The sequence below is a fragment of the Streptomyces lacrimifluminis genome, from assembly GCF_014646095.1.
In the GTDB taxonomy this organism is placed as follows: domain Bacteria; phylum Actinomycetota; class Actinomycetes; order Streptomycetales; family Streptomycetaceae; genus Streptomyces; species Streptomyces lacrimifluminis.
In genome coordinates this window covers 477,244-496,452 of record NZ_BMMU01000004.1, presented here as the reverse complement: position 1 = coordinate 496,452, position 19,209 = coordinate 477,244, and the positions used below count along the sequence as shown (strand labels likewise).

Here is a 19,209-nt window from a genome sequence, read left to right as displayed (position 1 = left end):
TCCGGAAAGCAAAAGGGTCCACCGACTCCGTCGGCGGACCCTCAAGAAAGATCGAGGCTAGGCTCATACCGAAAGTCTTACCGGTTGAGGGGGTTCGGCACCAGCTGAATCCGCCTCCTTCACCGGTAAGAGGTACGGCCCCGCCTGAGGCTGCCGTTCCGTACGCGACAATGACCCCATGAGCCTGTTCCGTGACGACGGTGTCGTGCTGCGCACCCAGAAGCTGGGGGAGGCCGACCGGATCATCACGCTGCTCACGCGCGGTCACGGGCGGGTACGGGCCGTGGCCCGGGGAGTGCGCCGGACCAAGTCCAAGTTCGGGGCCCGGCTCGAACCGTTCTCCCACGTCGACGTGCAGTTCTTCTCGCGGGGGAGCGACCTGGTCGGGCGCGGGCTGCCACTCTGTACGCAGAGCGAGATCATCGCTCCGTACGGTGGCGGGATCGTCACCGACTACGCCCGGTACACCGCCGGGACGGCCATGCTGGAGACGGCGGAACGGTTCACCGACCACGAGGGCGAGCCCGCCGTGCAGCAGTACCTGCTGCTGGTCGGCGCCCTGCGCACCCTCGCCCGCGCCGAGCACGAGCCCCATCTCATCCTCGACGCGTTCCTCCTGCGCTCCCTCGCCGTCAACGGGTACGCGCCCACCTTCAGCGACTGCGCGCGGTGCGGGATGGCGGGGCCCAACCGGTTCTTCTCGGTGGCCGCCGGAGGCTCCGTCTGCGTCGACTGCCGGGTGTCCGGCAGCGTCGTACCCTCTCCCCAGGCCCTCGAACTGCTCGGCGCGCTGCTGACCGGCGACTGGGAGACCGCGGACGCGTGTGAGCCGCGTCACGTCAGGGAGGGGAGCGGACTGGTGTCCGCCTACCTGCACTGGCACCTGGAGCGCGGGCTGCGTTCCCTGCGCTATGTAGAGAAGTAGAGAAGCAGAAGCAGCACCACAAGAACCTGTACAGCAGCAACAAGGAGACGAGAAGCGCATGGCCGTACGCGGAATCCTGGGGCGCCAGCGCCGCGAGTACAAGACGCCGGAACCGCACCCCTCCGGCGCCACCGCGCCGAAGCTCCCCGGCGAGCTCGTACCGAACCATGTGGCGTGCGTGATGGACGGCAACGGGCGGTGGGCCAAGGAGCGCGGGCTGCCGCGTACGGAAGGGCACAAGGTCGGTGAAGGCGTCGTCCTCGATGTCCTCAAGGGATGCCTGGAACTCGGCGTCAAGAATCTCTCCCTCTACGCCTTCTCCACCGAGAACTGGAAGCGGTCACCGGAAGAGGTCCGCTTCCTCATGAACTTCAACCGTGACGTCATCCGGCGCCGGCGCGACGAGATGGACGAACTCGGTATCCGGATTCGGTGGGTCGGGCGTATGCCCAGGATGTGGAAGTCCGTCGTACAGGAACTCCAGGTCGCCCAGGAGCAGACCAAGAACAACGACGCCATGACGCTCTACTTCTGCGTCAATTACGGCGGCCGAGCCGAACTCGCCGACGCCGCAAAGGCGATGGCGCGTGATGTCGCCGCCGGAAAGCTCGACCCCGACAAGGTTTCCGAGAAGACCATACAGAAGTACCTCTACTACCCGGACATGCCGGACGTCGACCTTTTCCTTCGCCCCAGTGGTGAACAGCGCACCTCCAACTACCTGATCTGGCAGTCGAGTTATGCCGAGATGGTGTTCCAGGACGTGCTCTGGCCCGACTTCGACCGGCGCGACCTGTGGCGCGCCTGCGTCGAATTCGCCTCCCGCGACCGGCGGTTCGGCGGCGCGGTCCCGAATGAGCAACTGCTGGAAATGCAGCGGGACATGAAGGGCAACGTAGAGGCCTGAGCCGAGCGTGGGGCAGCGGCACCCGGCGTCTTGCGACGCGACGCCGGGTGCCGGGTGGTGCGACAGCCCTGGGTGCGTGCGTCAGTCCCCGGTACGGGGCAGCAGCAGCGGCGTCGTGAGGATCAGGACGCCCGCGGCCCCGACGGCGGCCAGGGGCGTGGTGAGCGCCGCCAGCAGCCCCCACAGCGCGGTCAGCGCCGCGACGGTCAGCTTGCTGGAGACCGACCAGGCGGAGAGGGTGCGGGCGACCCGGTCCGCCGGGGTGTGCTGGAGCCGGTAGGTGGCGTACACCGGGTTGAACACGCCCATGCTGGTGATCAGGCCGAACTGCACGACCATCACCAGGACGAGTCCCGTCGTACCGCCGTGCACGAACACCATCCCGACCGGCCAGCACACCCGCAGCGTGCCGAAGGTGAGCATGATCCTGCGCTGACCGTACCGCGCCACGAGCGGCCGGGACAGGCGCGAGCCGACGAGGCCGCCGACGCAGGGCACGGCGAAGGCGAGGGCGTACTGCCAGGGCGCGAAGCCGAAGCGGCCGAGCATGAGGACGGCGACCAACGGCGCCGTCGCCATGATCAGCCCGCTGACCAGCACGGTGTTGAGGAACAGGGGCCGCAGCACCGCATCGGCCAGGATGAACCGCCACCCGTCGACCAGGTCACCGGCGCGCGGACGCAAGCCGCCGGCCCGTACCTCCTCCCGTACGGGCAGAGCTTCGCGCTGCCCGCCGATGGCCCGGAGACCGGCCGCCGACAGCAGAAAGCTCACCGCGTTCGCGACCACCGTGGTCACCGGTCCGAGCAGTCCGATGGCGGCCCCGCCCAGCGGCGGCCCGAGCACGCTCGCCGTCCACATCGTGGACTCGAACCGGCCGTTGGCGACCAGGAGTTGGGACGGCGGCAGCAGTCCCTTGAGATACGCCCCGCTGGCGGAGGTGAAGGTGATGTCGGCAGCGGCGACCACGACGGCCACCACCACGAGCTGCCCGAAGGAGAGCACGCCGAGCGCGTAGGCGGCGGGGACGGTGAGCAGCGCCCCGCACCGCACGAGATCCATGGCGACCATCACCGGCCGCTTGCGCCGGAACTCCACCCAGGGCCCCAGCGGCACCGCCACCACCGCCCCGACGGCCAGCCCTGCCGCGGCCAGCAGTGACACCTGCGCGGGCCCCACCTGCAGCACGAGAACCGCGATCAACGGAAACGAGTCGAACGCGAGCCAGGTCCCGGCCAGACTGGCCGCATAGGACACCCACAACCACCGAAACGGCGCCCCCAAAGAGGCACCGCTCAATCGACCGTCTGTTGCCCTGACATGACCCACGGCAAGAAGCTATCCGACGGGGGACGGCATTCAGGGGCGCGGGGAACTGCGCGACAAGCCACAACGCACCCGCAGCCGAACCCGAACCTACCCCCGCCCAACCGCAGAGCACTCCGCACAGGTACCGAAGATCTCCACCGTGTGAGCCACGTTCACGAACCCGTGCTCCACGGCGATCGCCTCCGCCCACGTCTCCACGGCCGGTCCCTCGACCTCCACCGCCTTGCCGCACATACGGCAGACAAGGTGATGGTGGTGGTCACCGGTCGAACAGCGCCGGTAGACCGACTCCCCGTCCGACGTCCGCAGGACATCCACCTCACCCGCGTCCGCCAGGGACTGGAGGGTGCGGTAGACGGTCGTCAGGCCTACCGAGTCGCCCTTGTGCTTGAGCATGTCGTGGAGTTCCTGGGCACTGCGGAACTCGTCGACCTCGTCCAGCGCCGCCGCCACAGCGGCACGCTGGCGGGTGGATCGTCCCTTGACGGGCGGGCCGGCCGTCGTCACCGTTGTTCTCCTCACGTCCGCGCTTGCCGGGCCATTGTGCCAGCCCGGACCGTGCGCGGTCAGACGCCCGCCTTGCCGGCGGCTTCCCTGCTGGCCGGAATCACACACTCCGCCGGGTCCCCGGCCGTCTGCGCGGCAGCCGCCGCACGGGCCCGGCGGCGGGCCACCGGTGTCGCCAGCGCGGTCAGCGCGACGAACGCGCCGATGGTCAGCAGCACGATCGTCGCACCGGGCGGAACATCCTGGTAGTACGAGGTCACCGTGCCGCCGATCGTCACGGACACCCCGATCGCCACCGCGACGGCGAACGTCGCCGCGAAACTCCGGGTCAGTTGCTGGGCGGCGGCGACCGGAACCACCATCAAGGCGCTGACCAGCAACAACCCCACCACCCGCATCGCCACCGTCACCGTGATCGCCGCCGTGATCGCGGTGAGGAGGTTGAGGACCCGGACCGGCAGGCCCGTCACCCGGGCGAACTCCTCGTCCTGGCTGACCGCGAAGAGCTGCCGGCGCAGACCGATGGTGACCAACACCACGAAGGCCGCGAGCACGCAGATCGCCGTCACGTCGGATTCGCTGACCGTGGACAACGACCCGAACAGGTACGAGGTCAGGTTGGCGTTCGAGCCCGTCGGCGCCAGGTTGATGAACATCACGCCGCCGGCCATACCGCCGTAGAACAGCATCGCGAGGGCGATGTCGCCGCGCGTCTTCCCGTACCAGCGGATGAGTTCCATCATCACCGCGCCGATGACGGCGACGCCCGTAGCCATCCACACCGGTGAGGTGTTCAGCAGGAAGCCGAGGCCGACACCCGTCATCGCGACATGGCCGATACCGTCGCCCATCAGCGCCTGGCGGCGCTGGACCAGGTAGATGCCGATCGCGGGGGCCGTGATGCCGACGAGTACGGCGGCCAGCAGGGCCCGCTGCATGAAGGCGTAGTCGAGGAATTCCATCAGCTCAGCAGTCCCGTCCGGATCGGTTCGGCGTCGTGAGCCGCGTGCGGGTGTACGTGGTCGTGGCCGGGCAGGGCGTGCTGTCCGACCGCCTTGGGGGGCGGCCCGTCGTGCGTCACGCACCCGTCGCGCAGGACGACGGCCCGGTCGATCAGCGGTTCCAGCGGTCCGAGTTCGTGCAGGACGAGCAGCACCGTCGTACCGGCCGCGACCTGCTCCCGCAGCGTCCGGGCCAGCACCTCCTGGCTCGCCAGGTCGACGCCCGCCATCGGCTCGTCCATGATCAGCAGCTCGGGTTCGGCGGCGAGGGCGCGGGCGATCAGTACGCGCTGGTGCTGACCGCCCGACAGCGCGTTCACCGAGTCCTTCGCGCGGTCCGCCAGCCCCACGAGAGCGATGGCCCGCTGTACGGCCACGTGGTCGGCCTTGCGCAGCATGCCGAAGCGGGCACGGGAGAGCCGGCCCGACGCGACGACCTCGGTGATCGTCGCGGGCACGCCACCGGCCGCGGTCGTCCGCTGCGGTACGTAGCCCACGCGCCGCCAGTCGTCGAAGCGACGCCGGGGGACACCGAACAGCTCGATCTCGCCCGCGCTGACCGGGACTTGGCCGATGACCGTGCGGATCGCGGTCGACTTTCCCGAGCCGTTGGCGCCGAGCAGCGCGACGACCTCACCGTGGCCCACGGTGAGGTCGATGCCCCGCAGGACCGGGCGCGAGCCCAGCTCCGCGCGAACACCGCGCAGGGAAATGACCGGTTCGGGCCTGCCCGGCTCGCTGCTCATGCGTGGTACCTCCGCTGTGTCACTGGCGTTACTTGGCGCCCAGAGCCGTCTGCAGCGCCTTGAGGTTGGCTTCCATGACCGTGATGTAGTCGGTGCCCCGGGACTTCTCGGTGATGCCCTCCAGCGGATCGAGAACGTCCGTCCTGAGGTTCGCGTCCTTGGCGAGGGTCTTCGCGGTCTTGTCGGAGACCAGTGTCTCGTAGAAGACGGTGGTCACTCCGTCCGCCTTCGCCTCCTGCTGGAGCTCCTTCATCCGCGCGGCACTCGGCTCGCTCTCCGGGTCCACGCCGGTGATGGCCTCCTGGGTCAGGCCGTAGCGCTCGGCGAGGTAGCCGAAGGCCGCGTGGTTGGTGAAGAACACCTTCGTGGCGGTGTTCTTCAGGCCGTCCTCGAACGAGGTGTTGAGCGAGGTCAGCTTCGCGGTCAACGCCGTGGTGTTCTTCTCGTATTCCGCCGCGTTGGCCGGGTCCGCCTTCTGGAGGGCGGCGGACACACCGCCGGCGATCTCGGCGTACTTCACCGGGTCGAGCCAGACGTGCGGGTCGAGGGCGGAGGCCTCCTCGTCGGAGTGCGCTTCCTCGGCGGGCTCCTCGCCCTCGTGGCTGTGCTCGGTGCTGCCGTGGTCCTCAAGGGTGGTGAGGGTCGCCGCGTCGATCTTCGTCTTCGCCTCGGACTGCGCCACCGCCTCGTCGACGGCGGGCTGGAGGCCCTTGAGGTACAGGACCGCGTCGGCCTTCTGCAGGTCCACGGTCTGCTTGGCGCTGATCTCCAGGTCGTGCGGCTCCTGGCCGGGCTCGGTCAGCGTGCTGATGGAGACATGCCTGCCGCCTATCTGCTCGGCGAGGTACTGCATCGGATAGAACGACGCCACGACGTCGAGCTGCCCGGTGATGTTCCGGTCGGAGGCGTTCGAATCCGAGGAACAGGCGGACAGGGCGCCGAGGCCGAGCGCGGTGGCCGCCGCGATCGCGGTGCCCGATATGAGTCGTCGTACGTTCATGACAGTCATTTTCAATGATTCTGGAAACGATTGTCAACAAGCGGGTTTTTTGGGCGCCCGTCGGGCACGGCGCGTGGTAGTGGCGGGGGCACCCGCACGGCCCGCTACCGGAACCGATTTGATTGGGGGGCGGGCCCCGCCGGTAACCTGAGTCATTCGCTCTGAAGCGCGTCCGCCTCCGCCCGTACGGAGCGCGTCCGCTTCATCGCCCGTCGTCTTAATCGTCGTAATGAAGAGAGCACCGTGGCCGCCGACAAGATCGACACCATCGTCAGCCTGAGCAAGCGCCGTGGCTTCGTATTCCCGTGCAGTGAGATCTACGGCGGTCAGCGCGCCGCCTGGGACTACGGACCGCTGGGTGTCGAGCTCAAGGAGAACCTCAAGCGTCAGTGGTGGCGCTACATGGTGACGTCGCGCGAGGACGTCGTCGGTATCGACTCGTCCGTCATCCTGGCCTCCGAGGTCTGGGTGGCCTCCGGCCACGTCGCCACCTTCTCCGACCCGCTCACCGAGTGCACCTCCTGTCACAAGCGCTACCGCGCCGACCACCTGGAGGAGGCCTACGAGGCGAAGCACCACCGCCTCCCGGAGAACGGCCTCGCCGACATCAACTGCCCCAACTGCGGCAACAAGGGCCAGTTCACCGAGCCCAAGCAGTTCTCCGGTCTGCTGTCGACGCACCTCGGCCCGACCCAGGACTCCGGTTCGGTCGCCTACCTGCGCCCCGAGACCGCCCAGGGCATCTTCACCAACTTCTCCCAGGTGCAGACCACTTCGCGCCGCAAGCCGCCGTTCGGCATCGCCCAGATGGGCAAGTCGTTCCGCAACGAGATCACGCCCGGCAACTTCATCTTCCGCACCCGTGAGTTCGAGCAGATGGAGATGGAGTTCTTCGTCAAGCCGGGCGAGGACGAGAAGTGGCAGGAGTACTGGATGCAGGAGCGCTGGAACTGGTACACCGGCCTCGGTCTCCGCGAGGAGAACATGCGCTGGTACGACCACCCGGCCGAGAAGCTCTCGCACTACTCCAAGCGCACCGCCGACATCGAGTACCGCTTCCAGTTCGGCGGCAACGAGTGGGGTGAGCTGGAGGGCGTCGCCAACCGCACGGACTACGACCTCACGGCCCACTCCAAGGCCTCCGGCCAGGACCTCTCCTTCTTCGACCAGGAGGCCGGCGAGCGCTGGACGCCGTACGTCATCGAGCCCGCCGCCGGTGTCGGCCGCGCGATGCTGGCGTTCCTCCTCGACGCGTACATCGAGGACGAGGCGCCCAACGCCAAGGGCAAGATGGAGAAGCGCACGGTGCTCCGCCTCGACCCGCGCCTGGCGCCGGTCAAGGTCGCGGTCCTGCCGCTGTCCCGCAACCCCGAGCTGTCCCCGAAGGCCAAGGGTCTGGCCACCGCCCTGCGCCAGAACTGGAACATCGAGTTCGACGACGCGGGCGCGATCGGCCGCCGCTACCGGCGCCAGGACGAGATCGGTACGCCGTTCTGCGTGACGGTCGACTTCGACACGCTCGACGACAACGCGGTCACGGTTCGTGAACGGGACACGATGAAGCAGGAGCGCGTGTCGCTGGACCAGATCGAGGGGTACTTGGCTCAGCGTCTCGTTGGCTGCTAGGTCCTGCTGACCTGCTGCCGTTCTGGGGGCTGCCGCCCCCAGGCCCCCGCTTCGGCCTGAACGGCCCCGTCCTCAAGCTCCCCCAGAGGGGGGACCCCCGGACGGGCTGACAAGTGGCCCCGGAGTCCTGTGACTCCGGGGCCACTTGGCGTTCTAGCCCGCCGTCGGGTCCACCGTTGCCTGGTGCTCCTCGGCGAGGTGTTCCTCCGCCTTCAGCCAGGGCAGGAACTGCACCTTCTTGCGCCAGCCGCACGTGTCGCAGTTCATGAGGCGCTGTGCCCCGGTGCGCGTGACGTGGACGATGTGTTCCCGCCCGTGCTGGTCCCAGCGGCTCACCTTGCTCGTGTTGATCTGCAACATGACCTCTCCGCTGTCCAGGGGATGCGTCAGCTAGGAGTGTGCAGCAAGAGCAACATCAACAGGGGTCGGCTGTGTGAAGAGTTGACAGTCCCTCGGCGCTCAGGGCTCGGTACCGGGGGCGATCAGGCCCGTCTCGTAGGCCAGTACGACCGCCTGGACCCGGTCGCGCAGCTCCAGTTTCGACAGGATGCGGCCGACGTGCGTCTTGACCGTGGTCGGGCTCAGGAACAGACGTTCCGCCAGCTCGGCGTTGCTCAGGCCCGTCGCCATCAGGCGCAGGACCTCCAGTTCACGGGGTGTCAGACCCGACAGGTCGGCGTGCCGGGCGGGGGCCCGCGCGGGCTCCTGGCGGTGGGCGAAGCGTTCGATCAGGCGGCGGGTGATCGCGGGGGCGAGCAGGGCGTCGCCGGACTGGACCAGGCGTACGGAGGCGACCAGGTGCTCGGGGGTGACGTCCTTGAGGAGGAAGCCGCAGGCGCCTGCCGTGAGGGCGGCGTAGACGTAGTGGTCGAGGTCGTAGGTGGTGAGGATGACGACGCGGGTCCGCCCGGCCTCCGGGGCGTCGTCGGCGAGGATCCGCCGCGTGGCCTCGATGCCGTCCATGCCGGGCATCCTGATGTCCATCAGGACCACATCGGGCCGGGTACGGCGTACGGCGGCCACCGCCTCGGCCCCGTCGGCCGCCTCGGCGGTCACCTCGATGCCGTCGGCGGCCAGGATCATCCCGAAGCCCGTACGGACCAGCGCCTGATCGTCGGCGATGACGGCACGCAGCGGTGGGTGGGGCGGGCGCTGCGGCTGGTGTGGACGGGGCTGGTTCACGGGGTCCGCCACGGGACTCTGGCCGTGATGCGGTAGCCGCCGGCGAGGGTGGGGCCGGCGGTCAGCTCGCCGCCGTAGACCGCCAGCCGTTCCCGCAGCCCGATAAGACCGCGGCCGGTCCCGTTGTCCTTTCCGTTGCTGTCGCCTTCCGGCGGTGGGGAGTTGGGTGCGGTGGCGCGCGTGTTGCCGACCTCGATCTGGAGGCAGTCGTCGGTCCAGCCGATCAGGACGGAGGCCTCCGCGCCGGGCGCGTGCCTGATCGTGTTGGTCAGCGCCTCCTGCACCACGCGGTACGCCGTCAGGTCGACCCCGGGCGGCAAGGGGTCGGGCGGCAGTGACACGGCGACGACGACCGGGGTCCCGGCGCCGCGCACCCGTTCCGTCAGGGCGTCGAGCCGGTCCAGGCCGGGCTGCGGCTCCAGACCGTCGGCGGGTGTCTCCTGGGGACCGCCGGTGTCCGGGGCAGTCAACAGGCCCATCACATGCCGGAGTTCGGCCATCGCGGCCCGGCCCCCGGCCTCGACCGCGAGCAGCGCCTCCTTCGACCGTTCGGGCGCGACGTCCATCACCTTGCGTGCCGCGCCGGCCTGGATCACCATCACGCTCACATTGTGCGTCACCACGTCGTGCAACTCGGCGGCGATCCGGGCCCGTTCCTCCGCCACGGCCCGCCGCATGGCCTCCTCCTGGGCCTGTTGCAACCGTGTGAACCGGTCCCGGCCGGCCGCGAGTCGCCGCCGCCAGAAACGGACCAGGCCGGCCAGCACCCCAGCGATCAGCAGCACGACGCCGGGACTCGACCAGCCGGGGAGCAGGGGCTCGGCCCGCTGGAACGCGAGGCCGGCCAGGACGGCGCCGACGACCATCGCGGCCATGGCCCCCACCCGGTAACGGCTGTGCATGACAGCGCTGTAGGCGCCGATGACGCAGGTCAGCACAGTGATCCAGGAGGCTTCGTCGCCGATGGCCACGGCCGCGGCCAGTACCACCGCGAACACGGCGAGCGGGTACCGGCGCCTGGCCAGCAGCGGCAGCGCCGACAGGACGACCAGGGGCCAGGGAGCGAGGGGCGCCTCGCCCTCCATGACCGGCGGGCGGGGTACGGGCGGGACGGGCGGCGGGGTCGGCGGCACGACGTCGGCCCCCGGCACGCGCACGCTCACGCCGCCGCTCTCGTACACCGTCTTCGGGAGGAAGCGCACCGGGCCGTCGCCGGGATAGGCCGCGGCGACGAGCAGCGCGACGACGGTCAGCACGACCGCCAGCGCCAGATCGACGCGTACCGCCCGCCGCGACAGCGGAGCGGGTTTCGACTCCGGCCGCAACGCGTCACGCAGTTGCTGACGCCAGTGCCGATGCCAGTGCCAAGAGCGCCGGTGCCGGTCCTCCGTCTCCCTCGGCGTCTCCAACGGCGTCGTCTCCATCGGAGTCGTGTCCATCGGCACATTGTGCGGCCGGTCGTCCCGCCCCGCGCCCCTTCGCACCGAACAGCTCAACAAGCCGTTCGTCAGGCCTACTTCGCAGGGATGACCCCACGGGCGGATCCTCCGCGGGGAGGGCCGGACGTCGGTGCTGCGGCCGACGCGCCGGGGCGACGCCCGCCCCTACGTTCACCGGGTCCGGACAACTTTCCGCTCGAACCGACCGTAGGGACAGGCGAGTTCATGACTCAGGTGATCCAACTGGAGGACGTGGCCAAGCGCTACGGAAGTGCGGGCAGGCCCGCGCTGGGGCCGCTCACGCTCTCCGTCGAACAGGGCGAGGCCCTCGCCGTGACCGGCCCCTCCGGCAGCGGCAAGTCCACCCTGCTGAACCTCGTCGCGGGCCTTGACCGGGCGACCGAGGGCACCGTGTCCGTGGCCGGCCGACGGCTCGACGACCTGACCGAGCACGCGTTGGCCCGGTTCCGCCGCGAACAGATCGGTATGGTCTTCCAGTTCTTCAACCTCCTCGACGACCTCACCGTCACCGACAACATCCAGCTCCCCGCCCAACTGACCGGAACCGCACGGCGCGAGACGGCGGCCCGCGCCGGGGAACTGATGGAGCTGCTCGGCATCCAGAAGCACGCCCGCGCCTGTCCGGGCCGGCTCTCCGGCGGCGAACGCCAGCGCGTCGCGGTGGCCCGGGCCCTGGTCAACCGCCCCGCCCTGCTGCTCGCCGACGAGCCGACCGGCGCCCTCGACACCGCCTCGGGCGAGGACGTACGGGAGCTGCTGGTCGAGCTGCACCGTGGCGGGCAGACCATCGTGCTGGTCACACACGACCTGGCGCTCGCCGAGGCGTGTGCGAGCCGGACGATCCACCTCGTCGACGGTCACCTCGCCCTCGACACCCGGGCGGGGGCGGCCCGGTGAACGGATTCGGCGCCGGCTTCGGTTTCGGCATGGGAGGTGCGCTCGGCCGGGTCGTACGGTCGGGAGTGGGGCGCCGCCGGGTGCAGACCGTGGTGATCGCCATCGCCACGATGATGGCCGTGGCCTCGGCGGTGGTCGCCGGGTCGCTGATCGTCGCCTCGAACGCGCCCTTCGACCACGCCTTCGCGCAGCAGCACGGCGCGCATCTGACCGTCCAGTTCGACCGGGCCAGGGCGAGCACGGAGCAACTGGCGGCCACCGGGGAGGAGGCGGGTGTCACCGCGAGCGCGGGACCGTACCCCGCCACGACGATCAAGCCGGTGGACGCGGGGGGCGGCCACCTGCCGACGCTGACGCTCGTCGGACGGTCCGGTCCGCAGGCCGACGTGGACGATCTGGACCTCAAGTCCGGACGCTGGGCGGCGAAACCGGGTGAGATCGTGCTGAACTCGTCGTTCTCCGGCCCCAACCTCGGGCTCGGCTCCACACTCCGGACCTCGGACGCCGCCGACAGCCCCACCCTGACGATCGTCGGCTTCGCCCTGTCGGTCAGCAGGACCGCCGACGTCTGGACGACCCCCGCCCAGGCCAGGGCACTGGCGTCGAAGGAGGCCCCGCTCACCAACCAGATGCTGTACCGCTTCGACTCGGCCGCGACGGAGAAGGAACTCACCGCCAACCGTGAGCGGCTCGGCGCGGCCGTGCCGTCCGGTGCGCTGCTGGGCAGCCAGTCCTATCTGGAGACCAAGCGCGACGCCGACGAGGGCGCGGCGCCGACCATCCCCTTCCTCATCGCGTTCGGTGTTCTCGGCATCGTGATGTCGGTGATCATCGTCTCCAGTGTGACCAGCGGCGCGGTCGGCTCCAGCCTGCGCAGGATCGGCATCCTCAAGGCCATCGGCTTCACCCCGCGCGAGGTCGTACGCGCCTATGTCGCCCAGGCGTTGATCCCGGCCGCCGTCGGTATCGCGCTCGGCGTCGTCCTCGGCAACCTGCTGGCCGTCCCCCTCCTCGACGACACCGAGCAGGCGTACGGCGCCGCCACGCTGGGCGTGACGTGGTGGGTGGACATCGTGGTGCCGGCCGCCGGGCTGCTGGTCGTCGGGCTCGCCGCGCTGGTGCCCGCGCTGCGCGCAGGACGGCTGAGCACGGTCGAGGCCATCGCGGTGGGCCGGGCCCCGCGCACGGGGCGTGGCCAGTGGGCGCACCGGGCGGCGGGACGGCTGCCGCTGCCCAGAGCGGTGACGTACGGCCTCGCGAGCCCCTTCGCGCACCCGGTGCGCACGGCCGCGATGCTGCTCGCGGTGGCCTTCGGCACCGTCGCGGCGACCTTCGCGGTGGGGCTGACCGCGTCCCTGACGGCGGTCGGTGCCGCCGCCGATCCCGAGGAGCGCGCCGCGGTCACTGTGTTCGGCGGCGGCGGACCGGGGACCGGCCCCGGTGGACCTGTGCGGCAAGAGGGTGCGGGCAGGTCCGAGGCCCCGGCCGCCGATCCGGAACGCATACGCGCCGCCGTCGAGGCGCAGGAAGGTACTGCCTCGTACTACGCCATGACCCGGAACGACGCCACCGTGGCCGGCGTCACCGGCTCGGTACCGGTCGCCCTCTACCAGGGGGACTCCCGGGCCGGCAGCTACGAGATGATCTCCGGACACTGGCTCGACGGGGCCGGGCAGACCGTGGTGGGCTCCGGTTTTCTGGAACGCACCGGCACCGAGATCGGCGACACCGTGCGGGTGACCTACGAGGGGGACACCCGCACCCTGCGCATCGTCGGCGAGGCCTTCGACACGTCGGACGGCGGCATGGCGATCCACGGGAACACCGCCGACTTCCCCTCGGCCCAGCCCCGGATGTTCCTCGTCGAGGTGAAGCCGGGCGTCTCTCCCGCCGAGTACGCCGCGAAACTCGCCGACGCGGTGCGGCCGTTGGGCGGCGACGCCATGGCCAACGCCCCTTCGGAGCAGGACAACTTCATCATCGTCCTGGAGTCGATGGCGGCACTCCTCACCCTCATGCTGGTCTCCGTGGCCGGCCTCGGCGTCCTCAACTCCGTCGTCCTGGACACCCGGGAGCGCGTCCACGACCTCGGCGTCTGCAAGGCGCTGGGCATGTCACCACGCCAGACGGTGAGCCTCGTCCTCGCCTCGGTGGCCGGGATCGGCGTGCTCGGCGGCCTGATCGGCGTACCCGCAGGCTTCGCGCTGCACGGCTTCGTACTGCCGGTGATGGGCCATGCGGCGGGTACCGAGCTACCGCCGTCCGTCCTCGACGTGTACGTGCCGTGGCAACTGCTGCTCCTGGGACTGGCCGGGGTCGCCATCGCGATGCTGGGCGCGCTGCTCCCGGCGGGCTGGGCGGCGAGGGTGCGTACGGCGACGGCACTGCGCACGGAGTGAGGGGGAGTGTGAGTGGGGAGTAGGAGGCGAGGGAGTGGTCGGGAAGGGGGGATAGCTGGTCGGGTTCGGTTGAATACTCGGTCGAGGGCGGTCAATTCCGGTCTCTGTGCGGGGTGTTGGGGGTGGCGACAATGTCTGCGCGCAGATGCTTCCCTACCGTCGCCAGGAGTTGATCATCAACGCCCGGGGAGGCGCCCTCGATGACGGAACACGCCCATGGAGTGCCCGACGCCCAGGCCCACTGGCAGGTGCTGACCTCCTGCACCCGCACCGGACAGGCCCGCGGCGAGAAGGTGCTGCTCGTCCTCGACCCCGTCGACGACGGCGCCCTCGCCCGTCTCGACACCGACATGGCCTGGGGAGCGCGGACCGGCGTGAGCGACGACCAACTCCTCGACTACGAGGCCTGCATGGAACCGCTGTTCGTGGATCCGCGCCTCACCGCGATGTGCTGGTACAGCCGCTACCAGTACACCGACCACCTGGTGGCCGCGATGCGGACGGTCCACCCGCTCCGGGTGATGGCCCACCTCGACGCCCTCGAAGTGACCCCTGCCGACGGCTCCTCCCCGCTCCGGTACGCCCTCGACCTGACCAACCTGACCTATATGGAGGCCCAGACCGCCTGGCAGCTCATCGGCTTCGCCCGGGGCCTGCCCGACGGCGACACCCTCGACGTCCGCTGCGGACCGATCCCCGAAGCGGTCCTCCGAGGCCTCGGCTCCGACGACGTACGGCAGTTGAGGCTCCGCACGGTAGACGTGGAAGCAGGGGCAGCGGCAGCGCTGGAAGGCGAGCCGGTGTCGGCTGCGGAGTCAGAGGCGGAGGCGGGCTCGGGAACAGTCAGCGGGACAGGCCGCTGAACCAGGCCGCGACCTGGCTCCGGGCCGCGAAACCCAGCTTGGCGAGGATGCGCTCGACATGCCCCTCCGCCGTACGCCGGGAGATCACCAGTCGCTCCGCGATCTGCCGGTTCGTCATGCCCGACGCGATCAGCGCGGCCACCTCCAGCTCGCGGCGCGTGAGCCCGCTACCGGGCACCGGCGGTGCGGTTCGCGCGGTGCGCCCGGCTCCGGACGCGCTGCGCGGCTCGCCCAGTGCGTACGCGAGGGCCTCGCGTACCGACAGCTCGTAACCCCGCCGGTGGGCCTCGCCGTACGGGCCGTCGCCGGGCGCCCCGCGGGTCTGCCTGCGCCCGGCCGGCGGGTCGTGGCCGAGGTCGTACCGGATGCGGTGCGCCGCGCCCCGCAGCACGGCCGCCCGCTCGGTGTCGCCCCGGGCGGCGGTGACGACGGCCAGCATCTCCAGGGCACCGCCGACGGCGTGCGGCTCGCCGGTGACGTACGGCAGCCGCAGACAGCGCCGGGCGCTCTCGGCGGCGGCCTCGTGCTCGCCCAGGGCCCAGCGCGCGGTGGCGAGTGCGCTAAGGACGTACGAGCGGACCCACTGCTCGCCGTACGCCTCGCACACGGCGAGGGCGTCCACGCACAGCGGCACGGCACGCTCGGGACGGCCGTGGAAGGTGAGCGTGGCCGCCATCTCGACACGGCTGAGGAGGTGGAAGGCGAGCAGACGTCGCTCGTCGTCCCCGACGCGCCCTGTTTGCCGCCCCAGCACGTCGGCCAGGGGTCTGACGTCCGGTATCTGGTGCGGGGCCAGCGTCGGGGGACAGGGTGCGCCGGACCGGAGGACGGCGTTCGTACGGCTGCGGACCAGCGGAATCAGGGCGGCGGCCCAGTGGGCCCGGGTCAGCTCGGGCGGCGGGCGTCGGCCCCCGCGCAGGAGGAGCCGCTGCCACCAGTGGCGCAGCTCCGACCAGGCGCCGCGCGCGATCCAGTAGAACCACAGGCTGCCGATCAGCCGCAGCCCGCGCGGGGCCTCGCCGGGGGTGGTCAGACAGAAGTCGAGTGCCGCGCGCAGATTGTCGTGCTCGGCGCGCAGACCGGCCAGTGTGGCCGGCTGATCCGGCCCGAACCAACCCCGCTCATGCTCCTCCGCGACCCGCACGAAGTGCGCGCACAACCGCCGCCGGGTGTCCCCGGCCGCACCGAGCGCCTCCAGCTTCTCCAGCCCGTACTCCCGGAGAAGGGCGAGCATCCGATACCGGGTACCGCCCACCTCTCCGGCCCCACCCACCTCCCTGACCAGAACAGACTTCTCCACCAGCCCGACCACGGCATCCAGCACGGCGGCCCGGGCGACACAGGCGGCTGCACCGACCGCTCCGGCCCGGGCACTCGTTCCGGTCCCGGTCCCCCTTCCTGTTCCGGACCCGGCTTCGCCTCCGGCCAGGGTCGGCGGCTCGTTCGCGTCGGCGGGAGCGGCCGGGGCGGGGTCGCCGTGCGGGCGGTGTGTCGTGTCCGGCTGGGCCGTCTCCGACCTGTTGTCGGCGCGGGTGGTTCCTGGCGGGTGGGGCTCGTCTCCGGGGTGGGCCTGTTCCGCTCGGGTGGCAAGGGTGTTGGTACGTACGGCTTCGGCTCGGGTTCCGGGGGCGGCCGGGCTTCCGGGCCGGGTCGGCGGCGGGGTGGACTCGCCGGATGGGCGGGTCGTGTCCGATGGGGCCGTCCCCGTCCCCTCAGCGGCGCGACCGGCTCCCGCCGGGGCGGGCTCACCGGCGGCGCCGACTCCGACCGTGTCACCCGATCCCCCTCCGAAGGAGTCACCGCACACCGCCTCCGCGCCCGCCAGGTCGAAGCTTCCGGTGAACACCGAAAGGTGGGCCCAGGCGAGCTGTTCTGCCGGGGTGCACAGGTCGTGGCTCCAGTCCACGGCCGAGCGGAGGGTCTGGTGACGGGGTGGGGCGGCCGGGCTGCCGCAGGTGAGCAGGCGGTAGTGGGCGCCCAGGTGGTCCCCGAGGCGTTCGTCGAGTTGCTCCACACCCAGGGCGTGCATCCGTACGGCCGCCAGTTCGATGGCCAGCGGGAGGCCGTCCAGGCGGTGGCAGAGACGGGCCACGGCCGCCCGGTTGTGGTCGGTGATCTTGAAGCCCGGCGCCACGGCAGCCGCCCGGTCGGCGAACAGGCGCAGCGCGGGGAACTCCCTGCCGGAGCGGACGTCCCCGGGGGCCGGAGTCGCCAGCGGGGACACCGGGAGCAGGTGCTCCTCGGTGAGGCCGAGCCGGTGGCGGCTGGTGGCCAGTACGCGGACGCCCCCGGTCGCCCCGAGCACCGCGGCCGCCAGCGAGGCACAGGCGTCGGTCACGTGCTCGCAGTTGTCCAGGACCAGCATCAGCCGTCTGTCGCGCAGCTGCTCGACGACCGTGTCCAGCGGCGCCCGGCCCGTCTCGTCCCGGATGCCGAGCGCGTCCGCCACCGCGTGCGGCACCAGCGCGCCGTCCCGTACGGCGGCCAGCGGCACCAGCCACACCCCGTCAGGGAAACCCCGTACGGCTTCCTCCGCCACCCGGGCCGCCAGCCGGGTCTTGCCGACCCCGCCGGGGCCGGTGAGCGTCAGCAGCCGGGTGGCGGCCAACAGCCGTCTGGCCTGCGCGAGTTCAGGGCGCCGGCCCACGAAACTGGTTGCCGGCACGGGGAATCCGACCGTACGCCGCGACCCGACTGCCCCCACGATCGGCCACGCCCTCTTCGAGTTCGACGAGTTGCTGGTGCCCTTGCGTGATCTTCAACGGTGATCGTCGGCAATGGGTTACCGCAACGGTTCACCTCGTGGTGCGCGCCCCCGACGCACCCCGCACGCCCTTCTTCCCGCCCCCGTCCTCCGGCGAGGCACCCTCGCCGTCCCCGTATGCGTCTCCGTCCCCGTCCCCCAGACGACCGGCCGCCCGCTCCGCCGTACGCCGGGCCCAGCCGCCGGTCGTGACGGCGCCCAGGATCAGTACGGCCAGACCGCAGCCCGCGATGATCCACCAGCCGGGCCGCGCCGCCGCGGCGAACACCTCCTTGTACGGACCCGCCCCGATGCCCGACGCCAGCACCGCGCCGATCACCGCGACCCCCAGCGTGCCGCCGGTCTGGCGGCTGGTGGAGGCGACCGCGGCGGCCACCCCGGCCTGGGAGCGGGGCATGCCCGAGACGGCCGTGTTGGTGATGGGCGCGTTGACGAAACCGAAGCCGAGGCCGAACAGGAAGTACCCGATGACCAGCGTCACGTTCGACGACTCCGCGTCGAAGGCGGCGAACAGGACCCCGCTCACCGTCATCCAGACCCCGGCCATGAGCAGCGGGAACCGTGGACCCCGGCTGCCGACCAGCCGCCCCGAGATCGGCGCGCACACGAAGCACATCACCGCCATCGGCAGCATCCACAGACCGGCGTGCAGTGCGGACAGCCCCCGCACGTTCTGCAGGTACAGCGTCGACAGGAACAGGAACCCGCTCAGCGCGGCGAACGCGCTGACCGCGATCACGGTCGCCCCGCTGAACGGCACCGACCGGAAGAACCGCAGGTCGATGAGAGGTTCGGTGCGCCGGGGCTCGTAGTACAGCAGCCCGAGCAGCGCGGCCAGGGCGAGCGCCCCGAAGGCGAGGGTGTGGGTGAGCGGCGAAGCGGGCGCCTCGATGATCGCGTACGTCAGCGAGCCGAGCAGCGCGATGACCAGGACCTGACCGACGGGGTCCGGACGGCGGGCCCTCGGCGCCCGGGACTCGGGGACGTACCGCAAGGTCAGCAGGAGCGCGGCGAGGCCCACCGGCAGGTTGATCCAGAAGATCGAGCGCCAGCCGACGGTGTCCACGAGCAGGCCGCCCACGATCGGGCCGGCGGCCATGGATATACCGACGACCGCGCCCCACGCCCCGATCGCCCGGGCCCGCTCGCGCGGGTCGGTGAAGGTGTTGGTGATGATCGACATGGCGACCGGGTTGAGCATCGAGCCGCCGATCGCCTGGATCATGCGGAACACGATCAGCCAGTCGAGGCTCGGGGCGAGCGAACAGAGCACCGAGCCGAGCGTGAACAGCACCAGCCCGGTCAGGAAGACCCGGCGGCGGCCGATCCGGTCGGCGGTCGAGCCCGCCAGCATCAGCAGCGAGGCCAGCACCAGCGTGTACGCGTCGAGCGCCCACTGCATACCGGCAACACTCGCGCCCAGGTCCCTCTCCATGGAGGGGAGCGCGACGTTGAGCACGGTGACGTCGAGACTCACGATCAGCAGGCTCATGCAGCAGATCGCGAGCACCAGCATGCGGCGGCGGGGACTCAGCTCGGACATGCGGTCCATAGTACGGCTAACTAACGACTTTGGCTGTACTCCGTTCGGTGCGCGAGAATG

General features: G+C 70.9%; 16 protein-coding genes. 6 read left to right on the top strand and 10 right to left on the bottom strand.

Annotation, left to right across the window (positions count from 1 at the left end):
- Window positions 1-178: 178 nt before the first annotated feature.
- Both recO and IEY89_RS09885 read left to right on the top strand, forming a co-directional pair.
- A complete protein-coding gene (gene recO / locus IEY89_RS09890) occupies window positions 179-925 on the top strand; it encodes a DNA repair protein RecO (protein ID WP_189146909.1) in 747 nt (248 codons plus the stop codon).
- A gap of 58 nt (window positions 926-983) precedes the next feature.
- Window positions 984-1,832 carry an isoprenyl transferase gene (locus IEY89_RS09885; protein ID WP_189146908.1) on the top strand — a complete coding sequence of 283 codons (849 nt, stop codon included), beginning with the start codon at window positions 984-986 and terminating at the stop codon, window positions 1,830-1,832.
- Window positions 1,833-1,913: 81 nt separating this feature from the next.
- Here IEY89_RS09885 and IEY89_RS09880 read toward each other — a convergent pair whose 3' ends face one another.
- The 5 genes from IEY89_RS09880 to IEY89_RS09860 all read right to left on the bottom strand — a co-directional run bounded on the left by IEY89_RS09880 (window position 1,914) and on the right by IEY89_RS09860 (window position 6,415).
- On the bottom strand, window positions 1,914-3,089 hold the full coding sequence (locus IEY89_RS09880) for an MFS transporter (protein WP_373287214.1): 1,176 nt from the start codon (window positions 3,087-3,089) through the stop codon (window positions 1,914-1,916).
- Window positions 3,090-3,248: 159 nt separating this feature from the next.
- Window positions 3,249-3,668, bottom strand: a complete 420-nt coding sequence (locus IEY89_RS09875; protein WP_189146906.1) for a Fur family transcriptional regulator — start codon at window positions 3,666-3,668, stop codon at window positions 3,249-3,251.
- Between the two features lie 59 nt (window positions 3,669-3,727).
- Window positions 3,728-4,630 carry a metal ABC transporter permease gene (locus IEY89_RS09870; RefSeq protein WP_189146905.1) on the bottom strand — a complete coding sequence of 301 codons (903 nt, stop codon included), beginning with the start codon at window positions 4,628-4,630 and terminating at the stop codon, window positions 3,728-3,730.
- Window positions 4,630-5,415: a metal ABC transporter ATP-binding protein gene (locus tag IEY89_RS09865; RefSeq protein ID WP_189146904.1), complete on the bottom strand. Its 786-nt coding sequence runs from the start codon at window positions 5,413-5,415 to the stop codon at window positions 4,630-4,632. The genes IEY89_RS09870 and IEY89_RS09865 overlap by 1 nt, the downstream gene beginning before the upstream one ends.
- Before the next feature lie 28 nt (window positions 5,416-5,443).
- Window positions 5,444-6,415, bottom strand: coding sequence for a zinc ABC transporter substrate-binding protein (locus IEY89_RS09860; protein ID WP_189146903.1), 972 nt, complete (start codon window positions 6,413-6,415; stop codon window positions 5,444-5,446).
- Window positions 6,416-6,658: 243 nt separating this feature from the next.
- On the opposite strand from IEY89_RS09860, the gene IEY89_RS09855 reads away from it, so the two are divergent.
- Window positions 6,659-8,041, top strand: coding sequence for a glycine--tRNA ligase (locus IEY89_RS09855; RefSeq protein ID WP_189146902.1), 1,383 nt, complete (start codon window positions 6,659-6,661; stop codon window positions 8,039-8,041).
- A 153-nt stretch (window positions 8,042-8,194) separates the two neighbouring features.
- Here the strand turns inward: IEY89_RS09855 and IEY89_RS09850 are convergent, their stop codons facing one another.
- The 3 genes from IEY89_RS09850 to IEY89_RS09840 all read right to left on the bottom strand — a co-directional run bounded on the left by IEY89_RS09850 (window position 8,195) and on the right by IEY89_RS09840 (window position 10,662).
- Window positions 8,195-8,401 carry a hypothetical protein gene (locus IEY89_RS09850; protein ID WP_189146901.1) on the bottom strand — a complete coding sequence of 69 codons (207 nt, stop codon included), beginning with the start codon at window positions 8,399-8,401 and terminating at the stop codon, window positions 8,195-8,197.
- 99 nt (window positions 8,402-8,500) lie between these two features.
- Complete coding sequence (locus IEY89_RS09845) at window positions 8,501-9,223, bottom strand: response regulator (RefSeq protein ID WP_189146900.1); 723 nt, start codon at window positions 9,221-9,223, stop codon at window positions 8,501-8,503.
- Window positions 9,220-10,662, bottom strand: a complete 1,443-nt coding sequence (locus IEY89_RS09840; protein WP_229695126.1) for a sensor histidine kinase — start codon at window positions 10,660-10,662, stop codon at window positions 9,220-9,222. Before IEY89_RS09840 ends, IEY89_RS09845 begins: the two co-directional genes overlap by 4 nt.
- 225 nt (window positions 10,663-10,887) lie before the next feature.
- Between IEY89_RS09840 and IEY89_RS09835 the strand changes: the two genes are divergently transcribed.
- From IEY89_RS09835 to IEY89_RS09825, 3 genes are all read left to right on the top strand, one after another.
- The gene (locus IEY89_RS09835) at window positions 10,888-11,580 is read left to right on the top strand and encodes an ABC transporter ATP-binding protein (protein WP_189146899.1); all 693 of its coding nucleotides are present in this window, start codon (window positions 10,888-10,890) and stop codon (window positions 11,578-11,580) included.
- 29 nt (window positions 11,581-11,609) lie between these two features.
- The gene (locus tag IEY89_RS09830) at window positions 11,610-13,979 is read left to right on the top strand and encodes an ABC transporter permease (RefSeq protein WP_189146948.1); all 2,370 of its coding nucleotides are present in this window, start codon (window positions 11,610-11,612) and stop codon (window positions 13,977-13,979) included.
- A gap of 200 nt (window positions 13,980-14,179) precedes the next feature.
- Window positions 14,180-14,842, top strand: a complete 663-nt coding sequence (locus tag IEY89_RS09825) for an MEDS domain-containing protein (RefSeq protein ID WP_189146898.1) — start codon at window positions 14,180-14,182, stop codon at window positions 14,840-14,842.
- On the opposite strand, the gene IEY89_RS40505 is transcribed toward IEY89_RS09825, so the two are convergent.
- Window positions 14,823-17,507: an ATP-binding protein gene (locus IEY89_RS40505; protein WP_229695125.1), complete on the bottom strand. Its 2,685-nt coding sequence runs from the start codon at window positions 17,505-17,507 to the stop codon at window positions 14,823-14,825. The genes IEY89_RS09825 and IEY89_RS40505 overlap by 20 nt on opposite strands.
- Before the next feature lie 130 nt (window positions 17,508-17,637).
- Window positions 17,638-19,149: an MFS transporter gene (locus tag IEY89_RS09810; RefSeq protein WP_189146897.1), complete on the bottom strand. Its 1,512-nt coding sequence runs from the start codon at window positions 19,147-19,149 to the stop codon at window positions 17,638-17,640.
- Between the last annotated feature and the right edge of the window lie 60 nt (window positions 19,150-19,209).

Bases quoted from the DNA above. Each gene is read 5' to 3' on its own strand.
- recO (WP_189146909.1), top strand. From the start codon at position 179: ATGAGCCTGTTCCGTGACGACGGTGTCGTGCTGCGCACCCAGAAGCTG.
- IEY89_RS09885 (WP_189146908.1), top strand. From the start codon at position 984: ATGGCCGTACGCGGAATCCTGGGGCGCCAGCGCCGCGAGTACAAGACG.
- IEY89_RS09870 (WP_189146905.1), bottom strand. From the start codon at position 4,630: ATGGAATTCCTCGACTACGCCTTCATGCAGCGGGCCCTGCTGGCCGCC.
- IEY89_RS09865 (WP_189146904.1), bottom strand. From the start codon at position 5,415: ATGAGCAGCGAGCCGGGCAGGCCCGAACCGGTCATTTCCCTGCGCGGT.
- IEY89_RS09860 (WP_189146903.1), bottom strand. From the start codon at position 6,415: ATGAACGTACGACGACTCATATCGGGCACCGCGATCGCGGCGGCCACC.
- IEY89_RS09850 (WP_189146901.1), bottom strand. From the start codon at position 8,401: ATGTTGCAGATCAACACGAGCAAGGTGAGCCGCTGGGACCAGCACGGG.
- IEY89_RS09840 (WP_229695126.1), bottom strand. From the start codon at position 10,662: ATGGACACGACTCCGATGGAGACGACGCCGTTGGAGACGCCGAGGGAG.
- IEY89_RS09835 (WP_189146899.1), top strand. From the start codon at position 10,888: ATGACTCAGGTGATCCAACTGGAGGACGTGGCCAAGCGCTACGGAAGT.
- IEY89_RS09830 (WP_189146948.1), top strand. From the start codon at position 11,610: ATGGGAGGTGCGCTCGGCCGGGTCGTACGGTCGGGAGTGGGGCGCCGC.
- IEY89_RS09825 (WP_189146898.1), top strand. From the start codon at position 14,180: ATGACGGAACACGCCCATGGAGTGCCCGACGCCCAGGCCCACTGGCAG.
- IEY89_RS09810 (WP_189146897.1), bottom strand. From the start codon at position 19,149: ATGTCCGAGCTGAGTCCCCGCCGCCGCATGCTGGTGCTCGCGATCTGC.